General features: G+C 34.7%; 25 protein-coding genes, 1 riboswitch and 1 other annotated feature. Of the genes, 16 read left to right on the top strand and 9 right to left on the bottom strand.

From position 1 onward, the window contains the following. Positions 1–4: 4 nt before the first annotated feature. From I6I93_RS02570 to I6I93_RS02560, 3 genes are all read left to right on the top strand, one after another. The gene (locus I6I93_RS02570) at positions 5–841 is read left to right on the top strand and encodes a 3-hydroxyacyl-CoA dehydrogenase family protein (protein WP_070702248.1); all 837 of its coding nucleotides are present in this window, start codon (positions 5–7) and stop codon (positions 839–841) included. A gap of 530 nt (positions 842–1,371) precedes the next feature. Continuing rightward, positions 1,372–2,850, top strand: coding sequence for a radical SAM protein (locus I6I93_RS02565; RefSeq protein ID WP_112889325.1), 1,479 nt, complete (start codon positions 1,372–1,374; stop codon positions 2,848–2,850). 256 nt (positions 2,851–3,106) lie between these two features. Further along, on the top strand, positions 3,107–3,463 hold the full coding sequence (locus I6I93_RS02560; RefSeq protein WP_112889324.1) for a hypothetical protein: 357 nt from the start codon (positions 3,107–3,109) through the stop codon (positions 3,461–3,463). Positions 3,464–3,790: 327 nt separating this feature from the next. Here I6I93_RS02560 and I6I93_RS02555 read toward each other — a convergent pair whose 3' ends face one another. The 6 genes from I6I93_RS02555 to I6I93_RS02530 all read right to left on the bottom strand — a co-directional run bounded on the left by I6I93_RS02555 (position 3,791) and on the right by I6I93_RS02530 (position 8,695). Continuing rightward, positions 3,791–4,465: an HAD family hydrolase gene (locus tag I6I93_RS02555; protein WP_112889323.1), complete on the bottom strand. Its 675-nt coding sequence runs from the start codon at positions 4,463–4,465 to the stop codon at positions 3,791–3,793. After that, entirely contained in the window at positions 4,458–4,925 is a 468-nt protein-coding gene (gene ribH, locus I6I93_RS02550) for a 6,7-dimethyl-8-ribityllumazine synthase (protein ID WP_112889322.1), read from the bottom strand. The genes I6I93_RS02555 and ribH overlap by 8 nt, the downstream gene beginning before the upstream one ends. A gap of 35 nt (positions 4,926–4,960) precedes the next feature. Beyond that, positions 4,961–6,172 carry a bifunctional 3,4-dihydroxy-2-butanone-4-phosphate synthase/GTP cyclohydrolase II gene (locus tag I6I93_RS02545; RefSeq protein ID WP_112889321.1) on the bottom strand — a complete coding sequence of 404 codons (1,212 nt, stop codon included), beginning with the start codon at positions 6,170–6,172 and terminating at the stop codon, positions 4,961–4,963. 16 nt (positions 6,173–6,188) lie between these two features. Next, positions 6,189–6,833 (bottom strand): riboflavin synthase, encoded by a 645-nt coding sequence (gene ribE / locus I6I93_RS02540; protein WP_112889320.1) that lies wholly within the window; start codon positions 6,831–6,833, stop codon positions 6,189–6,191. Next, positions 6,826–7,941: a bifunctional diaminohydroxyphosphoribosylaminopyrimidine deaminase/5-amino-6-(5-phosphoribosylamino)uracil reductase RibD gene (ribD, locus tag I6I93_RS02535; protein ID WP_112889319.1), complete on the bottom strand. Its 1,116-nt coding sequence runs from the start codon at positions 7,939–7,941 to the stop codon at positions 6,826–6,828. Before ribD ends, ribE begins: the two co-directional genes overlap by 8 nt. Before the next feature lie 50 nt (positions 7,942–7,991). Beyond that, a riboswitch (FMN riboswitch) is annotated at positions 7,992–8,103 on the bottom strand. Positions 8,104–8,158: 55 nt separating this feature from the next. Next, positions 8,159–8,695: a guanylate kinase gene (locus I6I93_RS02530; RefSeq protein ID WP_112889318.1), complete on the bottom strand. Its 537-nt coding sequence runs from the start codon at positions 8,693–8,695 to the stop codon at positions 8,159–8,161. A 113-nt stretch (positions 8,696–8,808) separates the two neighbouring features. On the opposite strand from I6I93_RS02530, the gene pyrB reads away from it, so the two are divergent. From pyrB to I6I93_RS02495, 7 genes are all read left to right on the top strand, one after another. Next, positions 8,809–9,720 carry an aspartate carbamoyltransferase gene (gene pyrB, locus I6I93_RS02525; RefSeq protein ID WP_112889317.1) on the top strand — a complete coding sequence of 304 codons (912 nt, stop codon included), beginning with the start codon at positions 8,809–8,811 and terminating at the stop codon, positions 9,718–9,720. Continuing rightward, on the top strand, positions 9,717–10,148 hold the full coding sequence (locus tag I6I93_RS02520; RefSeq protein ID WP_112889316.1) for an aspartate carbamoyltransferase regulatory subunit: 432 nt from the start codon (positions 9,717–9,719) through the stop codon (positions 10,146–10,148). The genes pyrB and I6I93_RS02520 overlap by 4 nt, the downstream gene beginning before the upstream one ends. 1 nt (position 10,149) lies before the next feature. Further along, positions 10,150–10,851, top strand: coding sequence for a dihydroorotate dehydrogenase electron transfer subunit (locus I6I93_RS02515; protein WP_112889315.1), 702 nt, complete (start codon positions 10,150–10,152; stop codon positions 10,849–10,851). Further along, positions 10,841–11,746, top strand: coding sequence for a dihydroorotate dehydrogenase (locus I6I93_RS02510; protein WP_112889314.1), 906 nt, complete (start codon positions 10,841–10,843; stop codon positions 11,744–11,746). The genes I6I93_RS02515 and I6I93_RS02510 overlap by 11 nt, the downstream gene beginning before the upstream one ends. Before the next feature lie 166 nt (positions 11,747–11,912). After that, positions 11,913–12,869, top strand: a complete 957-nt coding sequence (locus I6I93_RS02505; RefSeq protein ID WP_112889313.1) for a threonine ammonia-lyase — start codon at positions 11,913–11,915, stop codon at positions 12,867–12,869. 10 nt (positions 12,870–12,879) lie between these two features. Further along, positions 12,880–14,061, top strand: a complete 1,182-nt coding sequence (locus tag I6I93_RS02500; protein ID WP_112889312.1) for a pyridoxal phosphate-dependent aminotransferase — start codon at positions 12,880–12,882, stop codon at positions 14,059–14,061. A gap of 30 nt (positions 14,062–14,091) precedes the next feature. Then, positions 14,092–14,256, top strand: coding sequence for a hypothetical protein (locus I6I93_RS02495; protein WP_172605449.1), 165 nt, complete (start codon positions 14,092–14,094; stop codon positions 14,254–14,256). A 14-nt stretch (positions 14,257–14,270) separates the two neighbouring features. On the opposite strand, the gene I6I93_RS02490 is transcribed toward I6I93_RS02495, so the two are convergent. Both I6I93_RS02490 and I6I93_RS02485 read right to left on the bottom strand, forming a co-directional pair. Further along, positions 14,271–15,986 carry a vWA domain-containing protein gene (locus I6I93_RS02490; protein ID WP_112889311.1) on the bottom strand — a complete coding sequence of 572 codons (1,716 nt, stop codon included), beginning with the start codon at positions 15,984–15,986 and terminating at the stop codon, positions 14,271–14,273. Beyond that, on the bottom strand, positions 15,976–16,887 hold the full coding sequence (locus I6I93_RS02485; RefSeq protein ID WP_112889310.1) for an AAA family ATPase: 912 nt from the start codon (positions 16,885–16,887) through the stop codon (positions 15,976–15,978). Before I6I93_RS02485 ends, I6I93_RS02490 begins: the two co-directional genes overlap by 11 nt. Positions 16,888–17,861: 974 nt before the next feature. Continuing rightward, positions 17,862–18,025 (top strand) — a binding site (T-box leader). Between the two features lie 37 nt (positions 18,026–18,062). On the opposite strand from I6I93_RS02485, the gene serS reads away from it, so the two are divergent. From serS to tnpA, 3 genes are all read left to right on the top strand, one after another. Beyond that, complete coding sequence (serS, locus tag I6I93_RS02480; RefSeq protein WP_112889309.1) at positions 18,063–19,349, top strand: serine--tRNA ligase; 1,287 nt, start codon at positions 18,063–18,065, stop codon at positions 19,347–19,349. 183 nt (positions 19,350–19,532) lie between these two features. After that, on the top strand, positions 19,533–22,229 hold the full coding sequence (locus I6I93_RS02475; protein ID WP_112889308.1) for a cation-translocating P-type ATPase: 2,697 nt from the start codon (positions 19,533–19,535) through the stop codon (positions 22,227–22,229). Between the two features lie 199 nt (positions 22,230–22,428). Beyond that, positions 22,429–22,902, top strand: coding sequence for an IS200/IS605 family transposase (tnpA, locus tag I6I93_RS02470; RefSeq protein WP_005955379.1), 474 nt, complete (start codon positions 22,429–22,431; stop codon positions 22,900–22,902). A 145-nt stretch (positions 22,903–23,047) separates the two neighbouring features. Here tnpA and I6I93_RS02465 read toward each other — a convergent pair whose 3' ends face one another. Then, entirely contained in the window at positions 23,048–23,317 is a 270-nt protein-coding gene (locus tag I6I93_RS02465) for a hypothetical protein (protein ID WP_112889307.1), read from the bottom strand. Positions 23,318–23,622: 305 nt separating this feature from the next. Between I6I93_RS02465 and I6I93_RS02460 the strand changes: the two genes are divergently transcribed. From I6I93_RS02460 to I6I93_RS02450, 3 genes are all read left to right on the top strand, one after another. Continuing rightward, entirely contained in the window at positions 23,623–24,303 is a 681-nt protein-coding gene (locus I6I93_RS02460; RefSeq protein WP_112889306.1) for an AzlC family ABC transporter permease, read from the top strand. Further along, positions 24,296–24,607 (top strand): branched-chain amino acid transporter permease, encoded by a 312-nt coding sequence (locus I6I93_RS02455; RefSeq protein WP_112889305.1) that lies wholly within the window; start codon positions 24,296–24,298, stop codon positions 24,605–24,607. Before I6I93_RS02460 ends, I6I93_RS02455 begins: the two co-directional genes overlap by 8 nt. 174 nt (positions 24,608–24,781) lie before the next feature. Next, positions 24,782–25,789, top strand: coding sequence for a CPBP family intramembrane glutamic endopeptidase (locus tag I6I93_RS02450; protein ID WP_112889304.1), 1,008 nt, complete (start codon positions 24,782–24,784; stop codon positions 25,787–25,789). The last annotated feature ends 72 nt before the right edge of the window (positions 25,790–25,861 follow it).

Raw genomic sequence — 25,861 nt, 5'->3', positions numbered from 1 at the left:
AACAATGAAAATAGCAGTAATTGGATCAGGTACTATGGGAGCAGGTATTGCTCAAGTACTTGCAACTCATCACGAAGTAATAGTTAGAGACATTGCACCAGAAGCACTAGAAAATGCTAAAAATAAAATAACTAAGGGTTATGAAAAAAATGTTTCTAAAGAAAGAATGACTAAAGAAGAAATGGATAAGGCCCTAGCAAATCTTAAATATTCAAGTGATATTGAAGATGTAGTTGACTGTGACCTTATTATTGAAGCAGCTACAGAAAATCCAAAAATCAAAAAAGCTATCTTTACAGAATTATGTGAAAAATGCGATGAAAAAACTGTTCTAGCATCAAACACTTCATCTCTTTCAATAACTGACATTGGTGCAGCTACACAAAGACCTGAAAAAGTAATTGGTATGCACTTCTTCAACCCAGTTCCAGCTATGAAACTTGTTGAAGTAATCTCTGGAAAGAAAACTGATCCTAAAGTTAAGGACATGATTATTGAACTTTCTAAAGAAATTGGCAAGACTCCAGTGGAAGTTGACGAAGCTCCTGGTTTCGTTGTAAATAGAATTTTAATTCCAATGATCAACGAAGCAATTGGTATTTACGCAGAAGGCATTGCATCTGTTGAAGACATTGATACAGCAATGAAACTTGGTGCAAATCACCCAATGGGACCTCTTGCACTAGGAGACCTTGTAGGACTTGACGTTGTTCTTGCAATCATGGAAGTTCTCTACACAGAATTCGGCGATCCAAAGTACAGACCACACACACTTCTTAAGAAAATGGTTAGGGCAGGTCTACTTGGAAGAAAAACTGGCGAAGGATTTTACAAATATTAATAATTTAAATTTTAAAGAAGGCTTAGGCCTTCTTTTTTTATGAAAACTTTTATGTAAGTTCCTTAAATCACTTTCTTAATTTAATAATATATTTTCTTTAAATATAAGTGGGGTTGATTGCATGGAAAAATTATTAGCAAAAAAACTTTATTAGATTTATCGATTATTTTTGAAATTATTTTAATAATATTTTCCTAGCTATTTTGTTAGGGATTTTTTGTAATAAATTTAAAAACAAATTTATCTTCTTAGAAATTTTAATATGGATATTTATTTTAATCTAAAATTCAAGAAGAAAGTAATTTAATATTAATTCCATTAAAAAGAGGCAATGATGCCTTATCTATTTTTAATTAAATATTAGAAAAATTACTTTCTTTAAATTAAAACATAAAAAATCTAAAGAAGATTGAATTAATTCTAATAACTTAATATAAATACCTTTAAATTTATCTCCTTTTGTAGTAAAATATAAATAAATTGAACGTTGTTCAGAAATATTTTACTTAAAAACATCTAGGAGGTTAATTATGAAAGTTAATTATAAAGAAAATACTAATGAAAGCTTATTGACTCCACCTGAAGAAAATAAAAGTGATAAGAAATCTTTTAGAGAAAATTTAAAGGACAAAAGGGATGAAAAAATATTTACATCTGCTCTTAATCTTGCCTACAAGAGGGTAAAGAAGGATCCTCAAAAGGGGATGCTAGAAGTTGTAAATGTCTTTGACCAATTTATGATGCCATCATCAAAAGATGAAAACTCTGCAAAAGCTGGGCTTGAAAGAGTAAGAAATGAATTAAAAGATGAAAATTCAAAGTGGGTTTCCTTTGGTAGTGACATTGTAAATGGAATTGACGAAAACATTGTAAAGACCTCTGTAAAAAACGTAGGTTACAATGCTGCATACAAGGGAAATTCTTTGAGGAACAAACTTCAAAAAGAATATAATTGCAACATACCTTGGACAATTTTATTTGACCCAACTTCTGCTTGCAACTTAAAATGTACTGGCTGCTGGGCTGCTGAATATGGTCACAAAAACAATTTAACTTATGAAGAAATGGCAAGCATTGTAAGACAAGGAAATGAACTGGGAACTTATTTCTTTATCTTAACTGGTGGAGAACCACTCGTGAGAAAAGATGATGTAATTAAGCTTGCAAAAGAATTTAATGATTCTGCCTTCCACGTTTTTACAAATGGAACTTTGATTGATGAAGAATTTTGTAAAGAAGTTAAGGAAGCTGGAAATATTTCCTTTGCCCTAAGTATTGAAGGTACAGAAGAATCAACAGACTTTAGAAGGGGAGACGGAGTCTTCAAAAAAGTTATGAAGGCTATGGACCTAATGAAGGAAAACAAACTTCTTTATGGAGCTTCTATTTGTTACACAAGTAAGAACTATGAGTATGTGACAGACGACGAATTTATAAAAATGCTTGTAGATCATGGATGTAGGCTTGCTTGGTACTTCCATTACATGCCTGTTGGAAAGGGAGCAGACACAAGTCTTCTTCTTGACCCAGACCAAAGAGAATATGTCTACCACAAGGTTAGGGAAATTAGGTCAGCTGAATATCCTCAAAATATTTTTACAATTGATTTTCAAAATGATGGGGAATTCATCAATGGTTGTATAGCTGGTGGTAAAAACTACTTCCACATTAACTCTTTAGGTGACATGGAGCCTTGCGTTTTCATCCACTATTCTGACTCAAACATCAGAGAAAAAACTATTAAAGAATGTCTAATGAGTCCTCTATTTATGGGATTCCACGACAACCAACCTTTTAATAAAAACTTATTAAAGCCATGCCCAATGCTTGAAAACCCTGGAAGACTTACTAAGATAGTTAATGATTCTGGTGCAAAAAACACTGACATGATTGAGCCAGAAAGTGCTGAAGAATTACAAGAAAAGACTACACCATATGCTATGAATTGGAATAAGAAGGCCAACGAGCTTTGGAATGCTTCAAGGGAAAAGGCAGAGTCTTTTAAATAATAAAAGAATAGCTGAAAGGGGCTATATATCCCTAGTCAGCTATTACAATAAAGTTCATATTAAACTGTAGAACCGCCGTATACGGAACCGTACGTACGGTGGTGTGAGAGGAGGTAGATGAATTAATCATCTACCTCCTACTCGATTTGGTATAATAAGATGATAACGATATCACAAAATATTTTATATTCATTGATTTAAAAATAATTTGTTTTATAATATAATTAAAATAATTTTATATTATAGGAGGGTTAATATGAAGAAAGAATTAGATATAAAGAATATACTTTTAATTTCTTTAATTGCTTTACTATTCAGTTATTTGGGAACTAAATTATACTTATATTCTGGAAATAAAGCATTGATGGCTATAATGGATATTGTATATTATGTATTTATAGTTGTTGGTTTTGTAAAAATATTTAAAGCTATGTTTAAAGATAATATAAAGTTTTCAAATAATGAAGTTTTCTTTATGATAGCTGGTGCTGTTTATACTTTTAGTTTAGTATTAATTCAAGAATTCAATGATATACATTTGAGAAGTCTAATTTTTTCTATTATATTGATACTTTCTTCAATTTATCTTATTAAAATCAAATTAAAAGTTTAATATATTTATTAAATTAGGGAATTAAATTGAAAAAAGGTTCTAATGTATTAATGAATCTTAAAACGATTATAAAATATATATTGTATATAGATAAAAAATATATTTTGGTTTGTTTATCAGAAGCTTTATTTAACGGATTAAAAAGGAGGACAATGAAGTCCTCCTTTTTTGTTAGGGTTAATAATATTTTTAATTTGTGTCGAATTTAATCTTACAAAATTTAATGTTAATAAAAAAGAATTTATTTCCTTATCTTTTTTATCTTACAAGATATTTTTAAATTATTTTTTCGGCTAAATAAAATTTCACGATTTAATTTTTAATGAATTATAGGATTTCTAACATTTCTCTTATGGAATTAATCTTGTAATTTGCATCTTTGCCTTCGTCTTCTGGTCCGAAGCCATAGGTACAGAAGATGCTCCTAAGATTATTTTTGTGGGCTGCATCCATGTCGTGGTGCCTGTCGCCAACAAAGATAATCTCTTCTTTGAGATTTTTTCTCTCCTGCCTTATGATTTCGTCCTTAGGTATGAAGTCAAAAGTTTCTGCTGCGTAATACTTTTTGAAATATTTTTTTATTCCATATATATCAAGGGCTTGGTCTAGGTAGGACTCGCGACAATTGGAAAGAATGTAGAGGTCGTAGGTCTTTGAAAGTTTTTCCAAGACTTCCTCTGTCCCATCATAGAGCTTTCCAACCTTATTTCTTATATTTTCGTCCATCTTCTGACCAACATGGGTCATGACTTTTATCTTAAAGTCTTCATCAGCCTCTTTTGCCAAGAGGTCGTAAGCAAAGTTTGGTTTCTCGCCCAAAAATCTTTTTACATTGTCTTCAGAAAGTTCAAAGTCTTTTGCATAACCATGTTCCTTTAATATTTTAACTCCTTCTGAGAAGGCAGGGTAGTAAATTTTTATGGTGTCGTGGAGGGTCCCGTCAAAGTCAAAAATTATGCTTTTGACATTTTTAAGTTCTTCCCTTATAGATTGTTTATCCACGAATCTCACCAAGTAGGTTGGCCATTTCAATAGCAGCTGTTGCAGCATCGAAGCCCTTGTTGCCAGCCTTTGTACCAGCTCTTTCAATGGCTTGTTCAATATTTTCTGTTGTGATAACTCCAAAGATAATTGGCACTCCAGTTTCAAGTGAAGATGAAGCAATTCCCTTGGCAACCTCAGCTGATACAAGTTCGTAGTGGGTAGTTGCTCCTCTTATAACTGCGCCTAGGGCAATGACTGCGTCGTACTTTTTGCTTTGGGCAAGAGCCTTGGCAGCTAGTGGGATTTCAAAGGATCCTGGAACCCAAATTACTTCGATTTCTTCTTCATTTACTCCATGTCTCTTTAGACCATCAAGACAGCCGTCTAATAATTTTGAAACTATAAACTCGTTAAATCTTGCCAAAACTATTGCGTATTTCTTTCCTTGTGATTGTAAATTTGCACTGTAAACTTTCATATTTCCTCCAATTTTTAAAAATTTTATAAAATAAATTAATCTTCTTTCTTAAATTCTGATAAGATGTGGTTCATCTTTTCTGCCTTAGTTCTCAAATAAAACTCGTCATGTTTTGTTGAGTGAATTTCTATTGGCACTCTTTCCTTTATCTTCATGCCAAATTCTTGAAGTGAATAAACCTTGTCTGGATTGTTTGTGAGTAGTCTCAACTCTTTAACTCCAAGGTCTTCAAGGATTTGTGCGCCAGTTGAATAGTCTCTTGCATCTTCTGGGAAACCTAGAGCCAAGTTTGCCTCAACTGTATCCATGCCTTGGTCTTGAAGGGCATAGGCCTTGATCTTATTTACAAGTCCAATTCCACGGCCTTCTTGACGCATGTATAAGAGAATACCTCTTCCTTCCTTGTCGATTTGATTCATGGCAAGGTGGAGTTGGTTGCCGCAGTCACATCTTGATGATCCAAAGCAGTCGCCAGTTAAACATTCAGAGTGAACTCTCGTTAATACATCCATTCCGTCGCCGATTTCTCCTTTGACAAGGGCTATGTGGTGTTCTCCAGTTACTCTGTCGATGTAGGCATGAGCCCTAAAGTCTCCAAACTTTGTTGGAAGTTTTGCTTCGGCAACTTTTTCTACGATTTTTTCATGTCTCTTCCTATAAAGAAGGAGCTCTTCAGTTGTTGTTATCTTCATGTCAAGCTCTTGTGCCAGTTTAAATAGGTCTTCGCCACGCATCATGTGACCATCATCTTGCATAATTTCACAGCAAAGTCCCACTTCCTTGAGTCCAGCAATTTTCAAAAGATCAACAGTTGCTTCAGTGTGACCACGTCTCACGAAGATTCCATCTTTCTTTGCCACAAGTGGGAACATGTGGCCAGGTCTTCTAAAGTCCTCTGGCTTTGCGTCATCTTCTGCAAGCTTGTTGGCAGTTAGGGCTCTTTCCCAAGCGGAAATACCTGTAGTCGTGTCCACGTGGTCAACAGAAACTGTAAAGGCAGTTTCGTGGTTGTCAGTGTTGTCTGCCACCATTTGATTTAATTTTAATTTTTCTGCGTATTCCTTTGACATTGGCATACAGATTAGGCCCTTGGCAAGGGAAGCCATGGTGTTTAGACTTTCTCCAGTGGCAAACTCTGCTGCCTGGATCATGTCGCCTTCGTTTTCTCTATCTGGTTCGTCAGTTACTATGACAATTTCGCCCTTTTTAAGAGCTTCAACAACTTCTTCAATAGAATTAACTTTCATTTTATCTCCTCTCAATTTAAAAACCATTTTCTAGTAAAAATGATTTTGTAATTTTGCTTTCTGTTTTTGTATTTACAAAATTGTAGACATAGCGGCCAATTATATCAGTCTCTATATTAATCATGTCTCCAACTTTTTTATTTATGAGATTGGTGTCCCTAATAGTAGTTGGAATAATTGAAACTTCAAAATATTTTTCTCCAACCTTTGAGACAGTAAGACTTATACCGTCAAGGGCAATGGACCCCTTGGGGGCAATGTATTTAAAATTATCGGAGTCGAACTTTATCCTGTAGACAATTTCATTTCCGTGGTTGAGGATAGAAATTATCTCGCCAAGTCCATCCACGTGACCTTGGACTATGTGGCCGTCAAGTCTCTTGGAAGGACTTAAGGCTCTTTCAAGATTTAGTTTTTCTCCTCTTTTTAAATTCTTAAAAGTTGTAGAATTTATTGTCTCAACCATAACATCTGCCTTGTAAAAGTCTTGGCCCAGTTCTGTGACAGTTAGGCAAACTCCATTTGTTGCAATAGAATCGCCTCTCTTTGTGCCCTCTAAAACTTTGCTGCAAGAAACCTTCAAGCTGTAGAGGTCACTTTCTCTTTTAATGTCACTAAGGCTTCCAATTTCTTCTATAATTCCTGTGAAAATTTTAATCACACCTTCCAGTGACTAGTATGTCATCAAATAATTTTTCGGACTTCATGTCCTTAATCCTTATTGCATCCTTTAGCTCGTCTATTTCAAGATCTCCTATGGCAGGTATGCCCTTGGACCCAAGTAGGATTGGAGCAATAAAAAAGTAAAATTTATCAACTAACTTATTTTTTAGCATCTCTGCATTTAAGGTCCTTCCACCTTCAAGTAGGATGGAGGAGATGTCGTAGTCCTTTAATTTTTCCATGAGGTCTTTAAGGTCAACCTTCTTGTCCTTGTCTTTACAAATTAGGATTTCAACATTCTTCATAGATTTTAATTTCTCTAGCTTTTCTTTGTCGCAAGCTTCTGTTGTTGCTATGATACAGATTGACTCCAAGTCATCTCTTAGTACCTTGGCATCAAGAGGAATCCTCAAACTTGAATCTGTGATGATCCTTATGGGATTATTTTTATATTTGCCATGGCGGGTGTTAAGAGTAGGGTCATCAGCAAGGATAGTTCCAATACCCACCATAATTGCATCAAGCTGGCCCCTGAGTTCGTGACCATGAGCTCTTGAAAATTCTGAAGTTATCCATTGGGACTCTCCAGTCTCTGTTGCAATTTTTCCATCAAGGGACATGCCAGCCTTTAAGACAACAAAGGGTCTCTTATTTTTTAAGTAAGTGAAGAATCTCTCATTTAGGTTTAAACATTCTTCCTCGCAAAGACCTTCTGTGACAGAAATTCCTGCATCTTCTAAAATTTTAATTCCCCTGCCAGAAACTTTTTCAAAGGGGTCGGCTGTTCCAATGACAACCCTCCTTATCCCTTCCTTTACAATCCTCTCAGCACAGGGAGGAGTCTTCCCATAATGGGAGCAGGGTTCAAGGTTTACATATAAAGTTGCACCTCTTATGTCTTCGCCACGAGATTTGGCATCTAAGATTGCATTTACTTCTGCATGGTTGTCACCAAACTTTAGGTGGGCACCTTGTCCAATTATCTTGTCATCTTTTACAATCACGCAGCCAACAAGGGGGTTGGTCTTTGTCTTGCCAGTTCCCTCTCTTGCAATTTCAAGGGCACGTTCCATGTAAAAGATATCGTTAAAATCTTCTAAATACATTAAATCACCTATAAAAAAAGAGCCCATGCAGGGCTCTAAAATTCAAAAAAAATTATCTTCTTTCATCCAGACTATACTGTCGGTATTGGAATTGCACCAATTCAGCTTTCGCTCGCGGACTTTACCGCCGGTGAGGAATTGCGCCTCGCCCTGAAGAATTTTATTAACTTATAAATTTATAATAACACTAGAAATTAAATTGTCAAGGAAAAGAAAATCATTTTCCCTCTTTAATATTTTTGATTAGGCTAATAACATCTTCAAAGACAGAGTCTATGTCCCTGTCAGCATCGATGATGTAGTCTGCATAGGGATCAAGGTCTTCTAAGACATCAAGTCTCTTTTCGATATCATTTGCATGGTCATTTCTCTTTATCATCCTGTCCCTTAAAGTTTCCCTTGAGCACTTGAGATAAATTGACCTTGCATTTTCAAAATCATTTTTTATTGCAAGGACCCCTTCCTTATCAACTACAATTACACAGTCACTGTCCTTGTTGTTATTTTTTTCAAGGTCTTCCTTGAGGGTTGAATAGTAATTTCCCACATAGCAAGTTGTCCCAATAAATAAATTGTCTTGGTCCATCTTCTTAAAAATCTCTTGGTCGATAAAGTTATAATCCATGCCATCCACTTCAGAGACTCTTGGCGATCTCGTCGTGTAAGTAATTATTTTTTTTATTCCGTGTGAAGTCAGGGCATTTCTTATAGTTGATTTGCCTGAACCAGAATGTCCTAGTATTAAATAAATCATAATTGCTCCTTAAATTTTAATTTCGTAAGTATAAGATATTTTTTCTATTATACTTTACAATTATAAAAATTTGAAGTACTATGGATAAGATAAAATATTAGATGGAGGTTAGGATGAAACATTTAATTGAGCCACTAGATTTTACAACTGAAGAATACGAAGAAATTTTTAGACTAGTTGATGACATTATTGCAAAGCCAGATGATTATTCTCATGTTTGCGACAATAAGTTATTAGCTAGTCTTTTTTTTGAGCCTTCTACCAGGACAAGACTTTCCTTTGAGACTGCAATGCTAAGGCTTGGAGGACAAGTTATAGGATTTTCTGATGCAGGAGTAAGCTCATCGACAAAGGGTGAGACTCTACTCGATACAATAAGAGTTATAGAAAACTACGCCGATATTTGTGCCATGCGTCACCCAAAGGAAGGGGCAGCACTTATGGCATCAAAGGTAGTGAAGACTATGCCAATTATAAATGCAGGAGATGGTGGTCACTTCCACCCAACTCAAACTCTTGCAGACCTAATAACAATTAGAAACTACAAAGGATCCTTTGACGACTTAACCGTGGGGCTTTGTGGAGACTTAAAATTTGGAAGGACAATCCACTCTCTTGTGAGAGCCCTTAATAGGTATGAAAATGTGAAATTTATTTTTATTTCACCTGAGGAACTCAAGATGCCAGATCCCTTTAAAAACTTTATAGATAAGGAAAACTACGAGGAGACTAGGGATCTTGCAAGTGTAATTGACGACCTAGATGTCCTTTACATGTCAAGAGTTCAAAAGGAGAGATTTGTTTCTTCAGATGAGTATGAAAGATTAAAGGACTACTATATTTTAAATGAAGAAAAGTTAAAAAATGCAAAAGAGGACATGATTATTCTTCATCCTCTACCAAGGGTAAATGAAATTGCACCTGAGGTGGACAAGGACCCACGTGCAGTTTACTTTGAGCAAACAAAGTTTGGAATGTATGGTAGGATGGCACTGATCATGAGACTTTTGGAGGCTAGAAAATGATAAATGTTTCAAAAATAAAAAAAGGAATTGTACTTGACCATATAGAAGCAGGCAGGGCCCATGTTCTTTACAAGGCCCTTGAACTTGACAAGGTGACAGATCCAGTTGTACTTATGCAAAATATTTTCTCAACTTCCATGGGTAAGAAGGACTTAATAAAAATCGAGACAGATTACGACTTGGACTTCACAGTCTTGGGACTTATTGCCCCTCACACAACTGTTAACTTTATAGAAGATGGCGAAAGGGTCAAAAAAATCCGCATGGAGATGCCAGAACTTGTTGAAGATGTCTTGACTTGCAAGAACCCAAGATGCATAACAAATTCTGAAAGAGAAGTACCCGGTCACAAGTTTTTCTTATATGATAGGGATAAGAAGGAATACAAGTGCGAATATTGTGACACAGTAACCACATATGGAGAATGATATGGCAAAGATAATAGAAAATATTGATGTATGTAAGGACTACTTCATATTGAGAACAGATTTAGACGTAAAAGTTTATCCAGGACAATTTTTTATGCTAAGGGCCTGGGAATCTTATCCAACTCTTTCAAGGCCAATTTCAGTTTATGACGTCACTGATGGAGTTGACTTCTTAATAGAAAAAAGAGGAGAGGGAACAAAGATCCTTGAAAGCTTAAAGGAAGGCGATGAAATTAAATTATTTGGTCCTTTTGGCAATGCCTTCTATGCAAATGTAGATGAAGTTGCCCTAGTAGGTGGTGGAGTTGGAGTTGCTCCCTTCCACTATTTAATTAAAGAGATTCAAAAACTAAAACCTTCTTCAAAAATCACCCTCTATATTGGAGAAAGGGAAGAGCTTGAACTTGAAAATGCCTTTAAGGATATTGATTGTGACATAAAAATTAAAAAGGGCGGCTTTATAACAGATATAATTGATTTTGAAAGCCACGACTTAATTTACACTTGTGGACCAGAAATTATGATGAAAAAAGTTGTTGAACTTGCAAAAGACCATGACGTGATTACTTATGTTTCACTAGAAAAGAGAATGGGATGTGGCCTTGGCGCCTGTCTATCTTGTTCTTGTGAGACAAAGAGAGGCAGAAGAAGATCTTGCAAGGAAGGACCAATATTTAAGGGGAGTGATTTAATTGACTTCTAGGACTAAAATAGATTTAGCAGGGATAAAATTAAAAAATCCAATAATAATGGCAAGTGGTACTTATGGATTTGGGGAAGAGTTTAAGGACTTTTATGACCCAAGGATCCTAGGAGGAATTTCTTCTAAGGGGATCACAAGACATCCAAAAAAAGGAAATGATGGCATAAGAATTTGGGAAACTCCATCAGGAATTTTAAATTCAATTGGACTTGAGAACCCAGGAGTGGAAGAATTTGTTAAGACAAAAATCCATGACATGAATAAGCTTGGGACAGAAGTTTTAGTAAATCTTGGTGGCAATACCATAGAAGAATACATTGAGTCTGCAGAAATTTTAAATGACTACGACTTTGCAGCCATTGAGTTAAATATTTCTTGTCCTAACGTCAAGGAAGGTGGCATGGCCTTTGGCATGGACAAGGACTCAGCAGCAAGTGTTGTAAGAGAAGTCATGAAGGTGACAAACAAAAAAGTTTTTGTAAAACTTTCTCCCAATGCTGGTGACATTGTTGGCATTGCCAAGGCAGTGGAAGCTGAAGGTGCAACAGGACTTTCTCTTATAAATACAATTCTCGGCATGGCAATTGACTTAGATAGAGAAGAGATTCCCTTTGACAATACCTACGCAGGTTTGTCAGGTCCAGCAGTAAAACCAATTGCCCTTAGGATCCTCCACCAAGTTGCAAAAAATGTAAACATTCCAATTATTGGGATGGGAGGAATTTCAAATTATAGGGACGTCTTAGAGTTCTTAATGGCAGGAGCCACCGCAGTTGAAATTGGAACTTACAACTTTATGAATCCCAATGGAGGAGCAGAAATTATATCTGACCTTGAAAAATATTTGGAAGAAAAAAATAAAAATATAAATGATTTTGTAAAAAAATTAGTTTAAGAAAAGGGATCTTCTAACAAGAGGATCCTATTTTTATAAGTATTATTGGAAAAGAATTTATTTGATTTTTATAAAATCCAAATTAATTTTACAAATTCACTTTAGCATATTATAATATCAAAAAAAGGGTATAGTATACTAATTGTTTATTTATAAAGGAGATAAAATGGATTATAGAAACGGATACAAGGAAACGATAAAAGCTAGAGAAAGAATTAGGGACTACATTTATGAAACTCCCTTGGTGAGACTTAATCACATATCTGAAATGCTTGGCACATCTGTCTATGCAAAACTTGAAAATATGCAAAAGACAAATTCCTTTAAGATAAGGGGTGCCTTAAATAAAATTAGAAAACTTTCTGATGAAGAATTGAAAAAGGGAGTTGTAACTGCTTCTTCTGGCAACCATGGCAAGGGGATTGCAACTTGTGCAAAAATCTTGGGAATTCCAGCGAAGATTGTCTTGCCAGATACTTCTACTGAGACAAAGAGGCAAATGATAAGAGACCTTGGGGCAGAAATTGAAATTACGACTGTGGAAAAGAGATTTGAAGTGGCAAAGGAAATTGCTGACAAGGAGGGCATGACTTTCATCCATCCCTTTGACGACCTAGATGTTTCTGAAGGTCAAGGAACTATTGCAGTAGAGATTCTAAACAAGATGGACCACTTGAAGATGATTGTTCCCATTGGTGGTGGCGGACTAATCTCTGGTATTGCCATGTACACCAAGGGAGTTACAAGATGGTCTAAGGTCATTGGGGTTGAGCCAGAAAATGTTGCCAGATACACTCTGTCACTTGAAGAAGGTCAACCTAGTGAAGTTAAGAGGGGAGAAACTCTTGCTGATGGACTTCTTTCTGTTAAGCCAGGAGACCATGTATTTCCTATTGTAAGAGATCTTGTTGACGATGTAGTTACTTGCCAAGATAAATATCTTAAAAAAGCTTTAGATTTATTGTATAATAAAGAGAAATTAATTGTTGAGCCTTCTTCTGCTATTGGACTTGGTGCAATTTTAGAAGGCAAAATAGAATATGATGACAGGGACAAGCTTGTTCTTATTATCACAGGTGGAAATGTAGAAGGAAGCAAAATCGAAGAAATAATCAATTCGTAGGGAGGAAATCATGAGAGATTTTATTTGTAGTAAGTTTAACAAGGTGGGACCATCTGGTATTAGAAAGATAAATGAAAAAACTATTGAGATGGAAAGAGCCGGCAAAAGGATCTACCACTTTGAAGTAGGCAGACCAGACTTTGACACTCCAAAGGTAATTAAAGATGCAACTATTAAGAGCATCGAAGATGGAGATGTTTTTTATACATCAAATTACGGCATTATGCCTCTAAGAGAAGCTGTGGCTGAAAAACTTAGAAATGAAAATAATTTAGACTATACTGCAAAGGAAGTCTTGATAACAGCAGGTGCAACTGAATCAATTTACGATTCTTATTCACTAATCTTAGAAGAAGGAGATGAAATTCTTCTTCCAAACCCATGCTGGCCAAACTATGTTAACACAGCCCACATTATGGGAGCAGTGCCGGTGAGATACAGCCTTGCAGAAGAAAATGACTTCCAAATTGATTTTGATGAGCTTGAAGGTCTTGTAACAGAAAAAACTAAGGCCATAGTAATTATTAACCCATCAAACCCAATTGGATCTATGTTCACATTAGAAACCTTGGAAAAGCTTGCTGACTTTGCAAAGAAAAAAGACATCTTAGTAATTTCTGATGAAATTTATGAAAAAATTGTCTATGGAAATAAGAAACATATCTCCATGGCATCCCTTGATGGAATGAAGGAAAGGACTATTACAATTAATGGTTTTTCAAAAACTTATTCCATGACAGGCTTCCGTCTTGCTTATGTTGCAGCTCCAGAAGAATTTATAAGGGTCCTAAATATTATCCACCAACACAACACTTCTTGTGCAACTTCCTTTGTTCAACATGGGGGAGTCACTGCACTTAAGGCAGGAAATGAAGGCTCACAAGAAATGGTTAAGGAATACAAGAGAAGACGTGACTACATTGTTGAAAAGGTAAATTCTATTGAAGGACTTAGCCTTAATGCTCCAGACGGTGCCTTTTATGCCTTTATTAACATTAAGGACCTAGGAGTTTCTTCAGAAGAATTTTGCAATTATCTTCTTGATGAAGAATGTGTTGCCATAGTTCCAGGAACAGTTTTCGGAAGTGCAGGAGAAGGCTTTGTTAGATTTTCCTATGCATCTTCTTATGATGACATAGTCGAAGGTCTAAATAGGATGGAGAAAGCTTGTAAGCATTTTTTAAATAAGTAAGTAATCACGATTTTATAATCAGGTGAAAGAATGAAAAAAGTTTTAATAATTGTATTAAATGTCCTTGTCTTTGCATTAGCGTCAATATTACTTCCAAGCTCTCAAAAAAGTGGAGATTTGATATTAAAATTATTTTATTCAATAACCCTAGTAAAGGCAGGCTTTAATATAGAAAAGGCATTAAAAATAGAGTAGGTTTCTCATTGAACCTACTCTATTTTATTTGCATAAGTTTTTAAAAATATTCCAACCACCTTGTGGAAGCGAGCTATGTCAGTTATATAGGCGTAGTCATTGCCGTAAATCTTTTTGATGTTCATGCTTTCTGCTTCTTCCCCAGTAAAGACTCCAAAAGTGTTGATCCCCTTGAGCCTTGTCAAGAGAACTTCCTTTGATGTGTCCATGACAGCTTCCTCGTCCTTATAATTTTCTCCAGGTGTCTTTGATGCACCAACTATTCCAATGTCGATTTCGTCAAAGGGAAGGCCGTCAGTCAAGACAATTAAAAATCTTCTTGCATCCCTGTTTTTAGAAACAAGGTGGCGCATAAATTTTATTGCAAGTCCATCTCTATTGGAGCCCGACGGGGAGTACTTGAAGATGTCCTTATTTTTTATTCTCGGGTCATTGTAGTCCCTGTATTTTTTTATTACAAGATAATTGTAAAAATTGTTGTAGGAGAAAACCCTGGTTTTTATATTTAGAGAAGTTAAGGCTTCAGCAATAATATAAGTTTCCGTCGCAAGGATTTCCTTCCTATCATTTTGTGAAGCAGAGGAGTCCAAGAGGATGTCCACAAAAATCTCATTGGAGTCCTTTCTGTTAATTTTTTCAAAAATCCTATCTTCATTTAACTCTCTGGTCTTCCAAATTTCTGATGGAACAATTCTTCCAGAAGTTGATTTTAATATTTCATCTTCAGATTCCTTTAAGAGGGAATTTTTTATTACTCCAGCTAGTTCTCTTATGGCACGAGCATTTTGCAGCTTGTTATTCTCATAGAAGTTTAAGTTGTCAGAGTAATTTCCCTTTTCCTCCTGAGCATAATATGAAGATTTATTTTCAAACTCTCCTACTGGGAAGAAAAATTTAATTTCCTCATGGATGCCTGTTGAAATTTCTTGGGCAATCCTATCTGCAGTGTGTCTTTTTATTTTTTCTATCCCATAGCGTTTGACTAGGGCCTTGTAAATATTTTTGTCTCCAAACTTATTCACGGGAGCATCTTCTATGACGTTAATGTCTCTGAAATCGTCGTTAAAAAATGTAAACTCAGCTGACTCAATGTTGTACCTCTCGAGAAAAGTATTGTCCTTGAAATTTTTTCTCTGATAGGGAGAATTCTTCTTGGAAGTAGAATTGGATTTAGCTTCTTTCTTGAATTCTTCATAGGACTCTTCTGTGTCATGGGGAAGGTCCTTGTTTACGTGAAAATATTTTTTGAAAATATATCTTAGGAAGTCAAGATACTTGAAGGTGTCTCTTTCCTTAAAATTATAAATTTCTCCCAACATCTCTTCCAAGACTTTTTGAACTTTGGGATACTGGCCTCTTTCTTTTCTGATGTAGCCAATTTTAAGTTCTGTTGTCATTATAATTTTTCGTCTATTTAAATTTTTTAAGATTTCTTCATCGTGGTCCTTTTTAAAATCAAGGGTCCCAGGTCTTTCCAAAATCATTTCTTTTGAAAAAATATTTTCCAAAACTAATTTTGAAATTTCCCACAAGTCCTTTTTGTTGTTTAAAGAATTTACATACTTCTTGAAGAAGTCGTCAAGTACATAGAAATCAAAATACCTAGCAGCATAACCAAGTAGGGCAGCCTCATAGGAGTCCTCTGGTTTTAGTGAAAATTTAAAAATATCAAAGTCATAGAAGTCTGAAAGGGTCCAAAAAATATTTTTTAGCCTATTTTCATCCTTCAAAGAGATCAGCTCTTTCAATATTTTTTACAAAAAGAGTGTCAATGACATCATTGACAATTTCTTTTTCGTAAGAGTCAAAGGTCTTGTCAACGATACCCAGGTCAAGAGACTCTCTTATGCCAAGACCACGATTCATAAGTTCAATACTTGATATAAGTCCACGAAGGTCTATGGCCTTGGAAGAAATTTCTGAGTTAAGAGATTTCTCTTGAAGGTCTAAGAATAGTCTTGTGAAAATCTTTATGGCATCCTTGTTTAATTTTGTGTTTTCCTTAAATAACTTTGCCAAGTCACTTTCTGATATTGTTGGAATGTCGATCACCAAAAATCTTGAAACTAAGGCTTCGTTAAGGTCACGAGTACCAATATAGCCGTAGTTCATTGTGGCAATAAATCTTGTTGCGTCGTTAAGATTTAATCTGTCGTAGCCAGAAATGTCTAAAACTCTTCTGTAGTCAAGAGTGGAGTGGACAACAGAAAGGGCTTCGTTCTTTGCCATATTAATTTCATCAAAGACTGCAAAACCACCTTCCTCTGCAGCTTCATAAACTGGTCCCTTCTTAAGAGTAACTTCGTTGTTTTTAAAGGTATCAGATCCAATTAAACTTGATGGGTCTGATGCAATGTTTAAAGAGACTGTCCAAAGTGGTCTCTTAAAGAGATATGCCAAGTTTTCTGCCAAAACATTTTTGCCCGTTGCCTTTGGTCCAGAGAGGAGGATGTTGTCGCCAGATAAGATTGCAGCGATGGCCTTCTCCCAAGTTTTTTTGCCGTAATATTTATATTTTATATTTGGGATTCTATATTCAAAATCCTTATTTAAATCATGTTTTTCTATAAATTCATCTACTCCCTTAAGTAGATCTTCTGAAACGCCTTGTGAAAGTAAAAACTCTCTCATTTCATCACCTCTTGCCTATTATAACAAAAAGAAAAAATTATGTGCGTAAATAAATTTTGTAAAAGATTAATTATATTGTTATAATATAAAAAAGTATAAAGGAGGAATCATTATGGCTTTTACTACTTCTAATTCACTTATTGCTTTAATTCTTGGCTTGGGGATTTACATAGGAATTTTTGTACTTATAATCTTGGCAATCCTTGCCCTTATAAAGTATCTTAAAAAATAAAAAAAGGCTTAGCAGCCTTTAAAAATAGGAATATTATGTTATAATATAGATAAAGAGGACACCATGAAAGATGGTCGCCCTTAGGTTTAATATTAAAGAAATACCACCTAAGTCGATACAGGTGGTATTTTTATTTCCTAATCTTTTTTATAAAGTGTTAGGATGCCAACGATAAGTGTTAGGATTTTTATCACTATGGATATCAATTCATAATCACTCATGTTGCACCTCCCAATAATTAAATTGGGCAACCACCAATGTATGTCCTCATCTATATTATACATATTTTAGAGAATTCCATCAATTCAATAAAATGGAAATGATTAACTAAAAAAAAAAGGCTTGCTAGCCTTTAAAAATAGAAATATTGTGTTATAATAAAGATAAAGAGGACACCGTTTATACCCATTCGGGCACAAGCGACGGTTGCTCTAAGTTGATATTTATTTAATACCACTTGTAGTGCAATACAGGTGGTATTTTATTTGTGCTATTTCTTATTTAGAAACAGGGCTAATACAGCAATAATCAAACCAATAAATTTTAGCATGATGCTTAAAATTTCAAAATCTGACATTGCAATCACCCCCTTTACCATAAAAGTAAAGAGCAACCACCATCTGTATGTCCTCAACCTTATTATACATATTTTATAAAATTCCATCAATTCATATTAATAAAACTACTTTAAAATACAAAAAGCTTGAACTTATTTTTCCTTATGTTATAATAAAAAAAACTAAAAAAGGCGATAATTGAGAATAGTAATTTTAAAAAGTTTTTAAGAGAGCAGGTGGCTGGTGGAAACTTGTAAAGTTTTTAAGATGAATCCACCTCATAGTCTATGTAATTTTAAGTGAACCATTTGGTTAATTAGGGTGGCAACGCGGGTCTCTCGTCCCTTTAGGGATTGAGGGGCTTTTTTTATTTTAAGGGAGGATATATGCTAGACATTAAATTTGTAAGAGAAAACCCAGAAGCAGTCAAAGAGAACATTAAAAAGAAATTCCAAGATGACAAGCTTCCACTAGTTGACGAAGTTAGAAAAATTGACGAAGACCTTAGAGCAGCAAAGACTAAGGGCGACAACCTTCGTGCAGAAAAAAACCAAACTTCAAAAGAGATTGGTGGCTTTATGCAAAAGGGAGAAAAGGACAAGGCAGAAGAAGCAAAGAAAAAAGTTGCTGAAATAAATGAAGAAATAACAAATCTTGAAGCTGCTGAAAGAGATCTTGCTGAAGAACTTAAGAAGAGGATGCAAGTTATCCCACAAATGATGGACGAAACAGTGCCAATAGGAAAAGACGACAGCGAAAATGTTGAGCTTGAAAGATTTGGCGAACCAGTAATTCCTGACTTTGAAGTTCCTTACCACATTGACATCATGGAAAGCTTTAACGGAATTGACCTTGACTCTGCAAGAAACACATCAGGCGCAGGTTTCTACTACCTAAAGGGAGATATTGCAAGACTTCACTCTGCAATCCTAGCTTATGCAAGAGACTTTATGATTGATCGTGGTTTTGAATACCACATTCCACCATTTATGATAAGATCAGACGTAGTTACTGGCGTTATGAGTTTCGCAGAAATGGAAGACATGATGTATAAGATTGAAGGCGAAGACCTTTATTTAATTGGTACTTCTGAACACTCAATGATTGGTAAATATATAAACACAATTAATCCAGAAGAAGATATGCCACTTGCCCTTACTTCATATTCACCTTGCTTTAGAAAAGAAGTTGGAGCTCATGGTATTGAAGAAAGAGGAGTTTACAGGATCCACCAATTTGAAAAACAAGAAATGGTTGTAATTTGTAAGCCAGAAGAATCTAAGGACTGGTATGTAAAATTATGGCAAAACACAGTGGATTTCTTCCGTTCACTAGACATTCCTGTTAGAACTCTTGAATGTTGTTCTGGTGACTTGGCAGACTTAAAGGTTAAGTCTCTTGACGTTGAAGCCTTCTCTCCAAGACAAAATAAATATTTTGAAGTTGGATCATGTTCAAATCTTGGCGATGCCCAAGCAAGAAGACTTAACATCAAACTTCGTGGCAAGGATGGCACATACTTTGCCCACACATTAAACAACACTGTTGTTGCTCCACCAAGAATGTTAATTGCCTTCTTAGAAAATCTACTTCAAGAAGATGGCAGCGTTAGAATTCCAGAACCTCTACAAATTTATATGGGAGGAATGACAAAACTTACTCCAAAGAAATAAAAATAATTTATTAAAGATTTATAGATTGTTTTAGGCAAAATAATTTGATATAATTTACTCACTTAGGGGAGTAACTTTTAAATTTTCAGTCGTCATTACGGCATAGCCCGGCTGGAAAGCTTATTATTAAGTATGTGAGACCGATGTAACAATCGGTCTCTTTTTGTATTTAAAGGAGGAATTATGGAAAAAAATTGGTATAACCAGTCCCCTGACGAAGCCCTAAAAAATCTTTCCACTACGAAAGAAAAGGGACTAAGTCAAGATGAAGCCAAGACTAGGCTTGAAAAATATGGGGACAATGCTCTTGCAGCAGAAAAGAAAAAATCCTTTGGAGAAAAGCTAAAGGAACAAATCCTTGACCCAATGATTATCATTTTAATTGCAGCAGCCCTTGTATCTGCCTTCAATGGTGAGGCCCTCGATGCAGGAATAATTGTGGCCATTGTAATTGTCAACGCTTTTCTATCAATTTATCAAGAAGGTAGAGCAGAGGAAGCAATTGCAGCCCTACAAAAGATGTCTTCACCAAAGGCCAAGGTCATAAGAGATGGAGACCATGTTGAAGTTGATTCAAACACACTTGTGCCAGGAGATATTATCATCCTTGAAACTGGAGATATTGTCCCAGCAGACCTAAGACTTCTTGAGTCATCAAACTTAAAAATTGATGAATCATCCCTTACTGGTGAATCAGTTCCAGTAGAAAAGGATGCAAGTGTTATTTATGATGGCAAAATGGAAATTGGTGACAGGGAAAACTTGGCTTACTCATCAACTATTGTGTCTTACGGTAGGGGTATGGGACTTGTTGTAGAAACTGGTCACGAAACAGAAATTGGAAAGATTGCTACTTCAATTGCCACAGTTGGAGATGAACAAACTCCCCTCCAAAGAAAACTTGCAAAACTTTCAAAGACTCTTGGTATTTTAGTCCTTGTAATTTGTGCAGTAGTTCTTGCAGTTGGTGTACTTTATAAGCACGACCCAAGAGAAATGTTTATGACTGCAATTTCCCTTGCAGTAGCAGCAGTTCCAGAAGGACTACCAGCAATTGTAACAATTGTACTTTCAATTGGTATGGGCAAGATGGCAGAAAAAAATGCCATTGTAAAAAAACTTTTGGCAGTAGAAACTCTTGGAACAACTACAGTAATTTGTTCCGACAAGACTGGTACACTTACACAAAACGAAATGACTGTTGTAAAGGTATTTACTGACGGACACGTTTACGATGTTTCAGGAACTGGTTACTCTCCAGAAGGTGATGTAACAAGAAAGGACTCAAAAGTTACTATCGAAGAAGATGAAAATATTAAAATTCTTTCTTCTATTGCGGCCCTAACTAATGATGCAAAATTACAAGTTAAGGGTGAGGAAGCGTCAATTATTGGAGACCCAACTGAAGGTGCCCTTCTTACTTTTGCAGAAAAAGCAGGAAATGGACTTAAGGAACTTTATAGTAATATTGACAGAATTGAAGAAATTCCTTTTGACTCTGACAGAAAGATGATGACAACTTTCCACGACAAGATTTTTGATGACATCACATCCTTCACAAAGGGAGCACCAGACGTTGTTCTTGATAGATGTAGCAAAATCTTAATTGATGGAAAAGAAGTAGACCTTGATGAAAAATTAAGAGAAGAAGTTTTAGAAAAGAATAGCGAGTTCGCAAGATCAGCCCTAAGATGTCTAGGCTACGCTTATAGAAAACACAGCGACATGCCAAGTGAAGTAACATCAGAAAATATTGAAAAAGACATGGTTTTTGTTGGACTAACAGGTATGATTGACCCATCAAGACCAGAAGCAAAGGCAGCAATAAAAGAATGTAGGACTGCAGGCATAAGACCAATTATGATTACAGGTGACTACCTTGAAACAGGTCTTGCCATTGCAAAGGACCTTGGGATTGCAGAACATGATGATGAAGCAATCATGGGTAGGGAACTCAACGAAATGTCTGAAGCAGAAATGAGAGAAATTGTAAAAGAAAAATCTGTCTTCACAAGAGTTTCTCCAGAAAATAAGGTTCAAATCGTTACAGCCCTAAAACAAAATGGCCACATCACTGCCATGACTGGTGACGGTGTTAACGACGCCCCAGCAATTAAGAAGGCAGACATTGGTATTGCCATGGGTATAACAGGTACTGACGTTGCAAAAAATACTGCAGAGGTAATTTTGACAGACGACAACTTTGCGACAATTGTAAATGCAGTTGAAGAAGGAAGAATTATTTATTCCAACATCAAGAAGTTCGTTGCATATTTACTTTCATGTAACCTTGGAGAAGTTTTAATAGTTTTAATTTCAATCCTATTAAACCTTCCAGTGCCACTAATTCCAATTCAATTATTGTGGCTTAACCTTGTTACAGACTCCTTCCCAGCACTTGCACTTGGAGTTGAAAGAGGAGAGGCAGACATAATGAATGAAAAACCACGTGATCCAGACGAGCCAATCCTTGACACAGAAATAAAAATCACAGTTGCTATCCAATCTATTGCAATCACAGTAGCAACTCTACTTGCTTACTTTGTAGGACTTAAGTGGTATGGAACAGGCGAGGGACTTGGACACGCAAGGACAATGGCCTTCTCAGCCCTAATTATTTGTGAACTTTTAAGAGCTTACACATCAAGATCAATTGACAAGACTGTATTTGAAATTGGAGTATTCACAAACAAAAAATTAGTATTTGCAACATTATTCTCCTTCATACTAATGCTAGTAGTAATTTATGTACCAGTATTAAACGACGCCTTTGGACTAATGGACCTAGGACCAAAAGAAATAGGAGTTGTACTTGGAGCATCAGTTATCCCACTAGTTGCAGGAGAAATCCAAAAGAAAGTAAGATTCAAGAAAAAATAAATAAAAATTAAAAGATAAAAAAGAAGTGTCCTTAAACTGTAAAAAGTCTAAGGACACTTTTTTGTACGCTTTAGCATGAATAAACCACCAGCTATGCTGGTGGTAGGAAAATAAGCTTTAGCTTCAAGCAAAAAACCTCCCGTGATAAACTATTAATGTTACTGGCAGTAGCATAAATAGAAAAGGGAGGTATCCTAAAATGGATAAAAATAGTTTATCACATACATCATGGAATTGTAAGTATCACGTAGTATTTGCTCCAAAATACAGAAGGCAAGTAATATATGGAAGATTAAAACAAGATATAGGAAAAATATTAAGGGATTTATGTGATAGAAAAGGAATAAATATAATAGAAGCAGAATGCTGTCCAGATCATATCCATATGTTGTTAGAAATTCCACCGAAATACAGCATATCTCAAACAATGGGCTATTTAAAAGGGAAAAGTAGTCTAATAATATTTGATAGGCATGCAAACTTAAAATATAAATATGGAAATAGACATTTTTGGTGCAGAGGATACTATGTAGACACAGCAGGAAAGAATGCAAAAAAGATACAAGAATATATAAAAAATCAATTAAAAGAAGATTACATGGCAGATCAAATAAGTATTAAAGAATTTGTTGACCCGTTTACGGGTGAGCAAGTAAACAAAAGCAAAAAATAAGGTGCTTTAGCACCAGCTGTGAAAATTGGTGCACGAGAAAGAAGGTTCGAAGCATGGAATGCTGCCGGTAACAGCCCCTTATAGGGGCAAAACAAACCACCGGCTCAGCCGGTGGTTATGATTATATATAATTTTATAGGAATTATTATTTTTTGAAAAAATAAATACTTAGAGAAATAATAAGACCAATTAAACTACCCGACATTGATTCTTTAGCAAGATCATACAGAGAGATACCAAATATTCTTTCAAAACTTGACAATTTGTAAAAGATAAAGAAAAGGATTCCTAATATAAAAAATAGTACAGTAATCTTGCAGATATACAATAAGTAAAAATAAATATCGTCATTTACATCAATTTTTTTATAGTGTTTTAAAATAAATTTTTCAAGCCATAAATTTATTTTTTTCATAATTTCTCTCCTATGCATTGAAAACTATTGTAAATGTAATTGTGATAGTAGCTACATATTTCACACCGTAAAATTATCATAAACCTTAAAATCAGTCAACTACTAATGTAATATGAGTAAACCTTTTTATTATCTCCATATTTAAAGTTACTAGAAAAAACTTCCTTAGATATTATCTAGATAAGTAATATCACTTTGTTTTTCTATAGCACTCAAAATTAGATAGCTTATTATTTCATTTTACATGATAAAAAAATTTTTAACATGCTATAATGTTTACTAATTAACTTTAAGGGGGAGAAGAGATGATAAAAAATTTAAAAAAAGTTTTTCCATTAACAATTCCAATTTTAATTTCCTTTTTATTTATAGGACTTAGCTTTGGCATATATACATCTTCCTTTGGATATGATTTTTGGATGCCGCCACTTACATCAGTTGTAATCTTCTCTGGCTCAATTCAATTTGTAGTCGTTGAAGCCATGCATTCAGGCATGGATGTCTTGTCCTACATTTTAATAGTTGCCATGATGAACATAAGACACTTCTTCTATGCCCTAACATGTCTTGGCAAATTTAAAGACATGAGTGGGAAGAAAAAAACTTATGCCTACTATGCCCTTTGCGATGAAGCCTACTCCATGATAATGGGGACAGAAGTGCCTAGTGATATGAAGAAGGAAGACTTTTATCTTTCAATTTTAATCTTGCTCCAATCCTATTGGTTTATCGGTACAATTCTTGGAGGCATCCTTGGCAACTTTATAAATTTCGAAATCCAAGGAATAGATTTTATCTTGACAGCCCTCTTCCTTGTAATATTTTTGAGCCAGTGGAAGCAAGTGGAAGATCACTTCCCAGCCCTTCTTGGGCTTGTGGCTTCGATCTTAGCTTTGATAATCTTTGGAGAGAACTTCATCCTTCCTGCCATGATTATTATCTTGCTTGTCCTTTATCTAGCTTACAGGAGGGAAAGAAATGATTGAAATGAAATATATTTTTCTTGCTGGAGGAATAACAATCCTTGCAAGATTCCTCCCAAGAATAATTTTTAGGAACAGAGAACTCCCAGGCTTCATAGCCTATCTTGGGGAAAAGTTGCCCTATTCACTAATGGGACTCTTACTAATTTTTTGCATAAGGGGAGTGGACTTTACAAATTCAAGTGAAGTCTTACCACTGGGACTAGCCTTCGCAGGGATGATTTTGTCCTTTAAGTTTTTGAAAAACTTCTTGGTCTCAATCTTTCTTGGAACAGGAATTTACATGGCTTTGATTTATTTTTTGTAAATAATAATTAAGAAGCGATGAATAAAAATCATAAATTTAGAAGAAAAGACTAATTGAGTTTAGTCTTTTTTTAGTGGAAAATTTTATAAAAATCTTGACAAAAATATTTACTGGGCTTATAGTGTAAATATAAAGTATATACACCTAAACTTAAATTAAGGAGTTGAAGAGATTATGAAAAAAGATTTAAAAATTTTTATTGGCATATCATTTATAATTCCCTACTTAATGGGATTTGCCATTTATTACTGCAAATTACACGAGATAAGCACAAGTATTTATCCCTTATTTCAAATGTTCATTCCATTTTTAGCTGTAGTAGCCTTGTTATACAAAGAAGACAAAAGCATTTTAAAAATTGCTGCCATTAGAATATACCTAGTGATAAGTCTTATCTTATTTGTACTTTCAATAATAAATATTTTCAATCCAGACTTTAGTGGATTGTCTGAATTTGTTATTTTAATTTCTGCTATTGCAATGATCATAGCCATTTCAACTATGGACAAGGACCTTAAAAATAAATTATCTCTAAACAATCCAAATAAAAAGATGACAATTCTCATGTGTTTAATTTTTATTTTTATATATTTTTTAAGATTATTTATTGCTTGCATTTTAGAAGGAGAAACAAGGGAATTTGTAGAAATCTTTAATCTTCATAGTTTAAAAGTTTTTATATCTATTATTCTTTTCTCTTTTTTAAATATTATGCCATTCATTGGAGAAGAATATGGTTGGAGGGCATACCTAGCACCAAGGCTAAAAGAAATTTATGGTGTAAAAAAATCTATTTTAATGACAGGTTTTATTTGGGGAATTTGGCACTTGCCCCTTAATTTATTTTATTATTCAGATGGAGTTTTGACATCGCAAATTTATTCCATACTTGTACAACTTGTATTTTGTACATTTTTAGGGATATTTTTAACTTATGCATATAATAGGACAAAATCAATTTGGGCTCCAGTTATGATTCACTATTTAAACAACAATCTAGCCCTACTATTGGTTACAGATTTTTCTAAGGATATATTTTCTGGACAACACTATGATTTAAAAGGAACTTTATTTTCAATAGTAGGTTCAATAATATTTTTTGGAATTTTTATTTTTTCAAAATACGTTAAAGATGAAAATCTTTGGGAAAAATCTGTATATGAGAAAATAAAAGAATCTTAATTGTTTTGTGCTTTTAAAAGTTATTACAGTATTTAATACAAGTATTGTGTAAAAGCAAAAATATAAAGTATA

The sequence above is a fragment of the Peptoniphilus harei genome, assembly GCF_016726485.1.
GTDB classification, from domain to species: Bacteria; Bacillota; Clostridia; order Tissierellales; family Peptoniphilaceae; genus Peptoniphilus_A; species Peptoniphilus_A harei.
The sequence above is the reverse complement of the archived record's forward strand: the minus strand, read 5'-3'. Positions and strand labels throughout refer to the sequence as shown.

Excerpts from the sequence above, each read along its gene's own strand:
- I6I93_RS02570 (WP_070702248.1), top strand. The coding sequence starts at position 5 with ATGAAAATAGCAGTAATTGGATCAGGTACTATGGGAGCAGGTATTGCT.
- I6I93_RS02565 (WP_112889325.1), top strand. The coding sequence starts at position 1,372 with ATGAAAGTTAATTATAAAGAAAATACTAATGAAAGCTTATTGACTCCA.
- I6I93_RS02560 (WP_112889324.1), top strand. The coding sequence starts at position 3,107 with ATGAAGAAAGAATTAGATATAAAGAATATACTTTTAATTTCTTTAATT.
- ribH (WP_112889322.1), bottom strand. The coding sequence starts at position 4,925 with ATGAAAGTTTACAGTGCAAATTTACAATCACAAGGAAAGAAATACGCA.
- I6I93_RS02545 (WP_112889321.1), bottom strand. The coding sequence starts at position 6,172 with ATGAAAGTTAATTCTATTGAAGAAGTTGTTGAAGCTCTTAAAAAGGGC.
- ribD (WP_112889319.1), bottom strand. The coding sequence starts at position 7,941 with ATGTATTTAGAAGATTTTAACGATATCTTTTACATGGAACGTGCCCTT.
- I6I93_RS02530 (WP_112889318.1), bottom strand. The coding sequence starts at position 8,695 with ATGATTTATTTAATACTAGGACATTCTGGTTCAGGCAAATCAACTATA.
- pyrB (WP_112889317.1), top strand. The coding sequence starts at position 8,809 with ATGAAACATTTAATTGAGCCACTAGATTTTACAACTGAAGAATACGAA.
- I6I93_RS02520 (WP_112889316.1), top strand. The coding sequence starts at position 9,717 with ATGATAAATGTTTCAAAAATAAAAAAAGGAATTGTACTTGACCATATA.
- I6I93_RS02515 (WP_112889315.1), top strand. The coding sequence starts at position 10,150 with ATGGCAAAGATAATAGAAAATATTGATGTATGTAAGGACTACTTCATA.
- I6I93_RS02505 (WP_112889313.1), top strand. The coding sequence starts at position 11,913 with ATGGATTATAGAAACGGATACAAGGAAACGATAAAAGCTAGAGAAAGA.
- I6I93_RS02500 (WP_112889312.1), top strand. The coding sequence starts at position 12,880 with ATGAGAGATTTTATTTGTAGTAAGTTTAACAAGGTGGGACCATCTGGT.
- I6I93_RS02495 (WP_172605449.1), top strand. The coding sequence starts at position 14,092 with ATGAAAAAAGTTTTAATAATTGTATTAAATGTCCTTGTCTTTGCATTA.
- I6I93_RS02485 (WP_112889310.1), bottom strand. The coding sequence starts at position 16,887 with ATGAGAGAGTTTTTACTTTCACAAGGCGTTTCAGAAGATCTACTTAAG.
- serS (WP_112889309.1), top strand. The coding sequence starts at position 18,063 with ATGCTAGACATTAAATTTGTAAGAGAAAACCCAGAAGCAGTCAAAGAG.
- I6I93_RS02475 (WP_112889308.1), top strand. The coding sequence starts at position 19,533 with ATGGAAAAAAATTGGTATAACCAGTCCCCTGACGAAGCCCTAAAAAAT.
- tnpA (WP_005955379.1), top strand. The coding sequence starts at position 22,429 with ATGGATAAAAATAGTTTATCACATACATCATGGAATTGTAAGTATCAC.
- I6I93_RS02465 (WP_112889307.1), bottom strand. The coding sequence starts at position 23,317 with ATGAAAAAAATAAATTTATGGCTTGAAAAATTTATTTTAAAACACTAT.
- I6I93_RS02460 (WP_112889306.1), top strand. The coding sequence starts at position 23,623 with ATGATAAAAAATTTAAAAAAAGTTTTTCCATTAACAATTCCAATTTTA.
- I6I93_RS02455 (WP_112889305.1), top strand. The coding sequence starts at position 24,296 with ATGATTGAAATGAAATATATTTTTCTTGCTGGAGGAATAACAATCCTT.
- I6I93_RS02450 (WP_112889304.1), top strand. The coding sequence starts at position 24,782 with ATGAAAAAAGATTTAAAAATTTTTATTGGCATATCATTTATAATTCCC.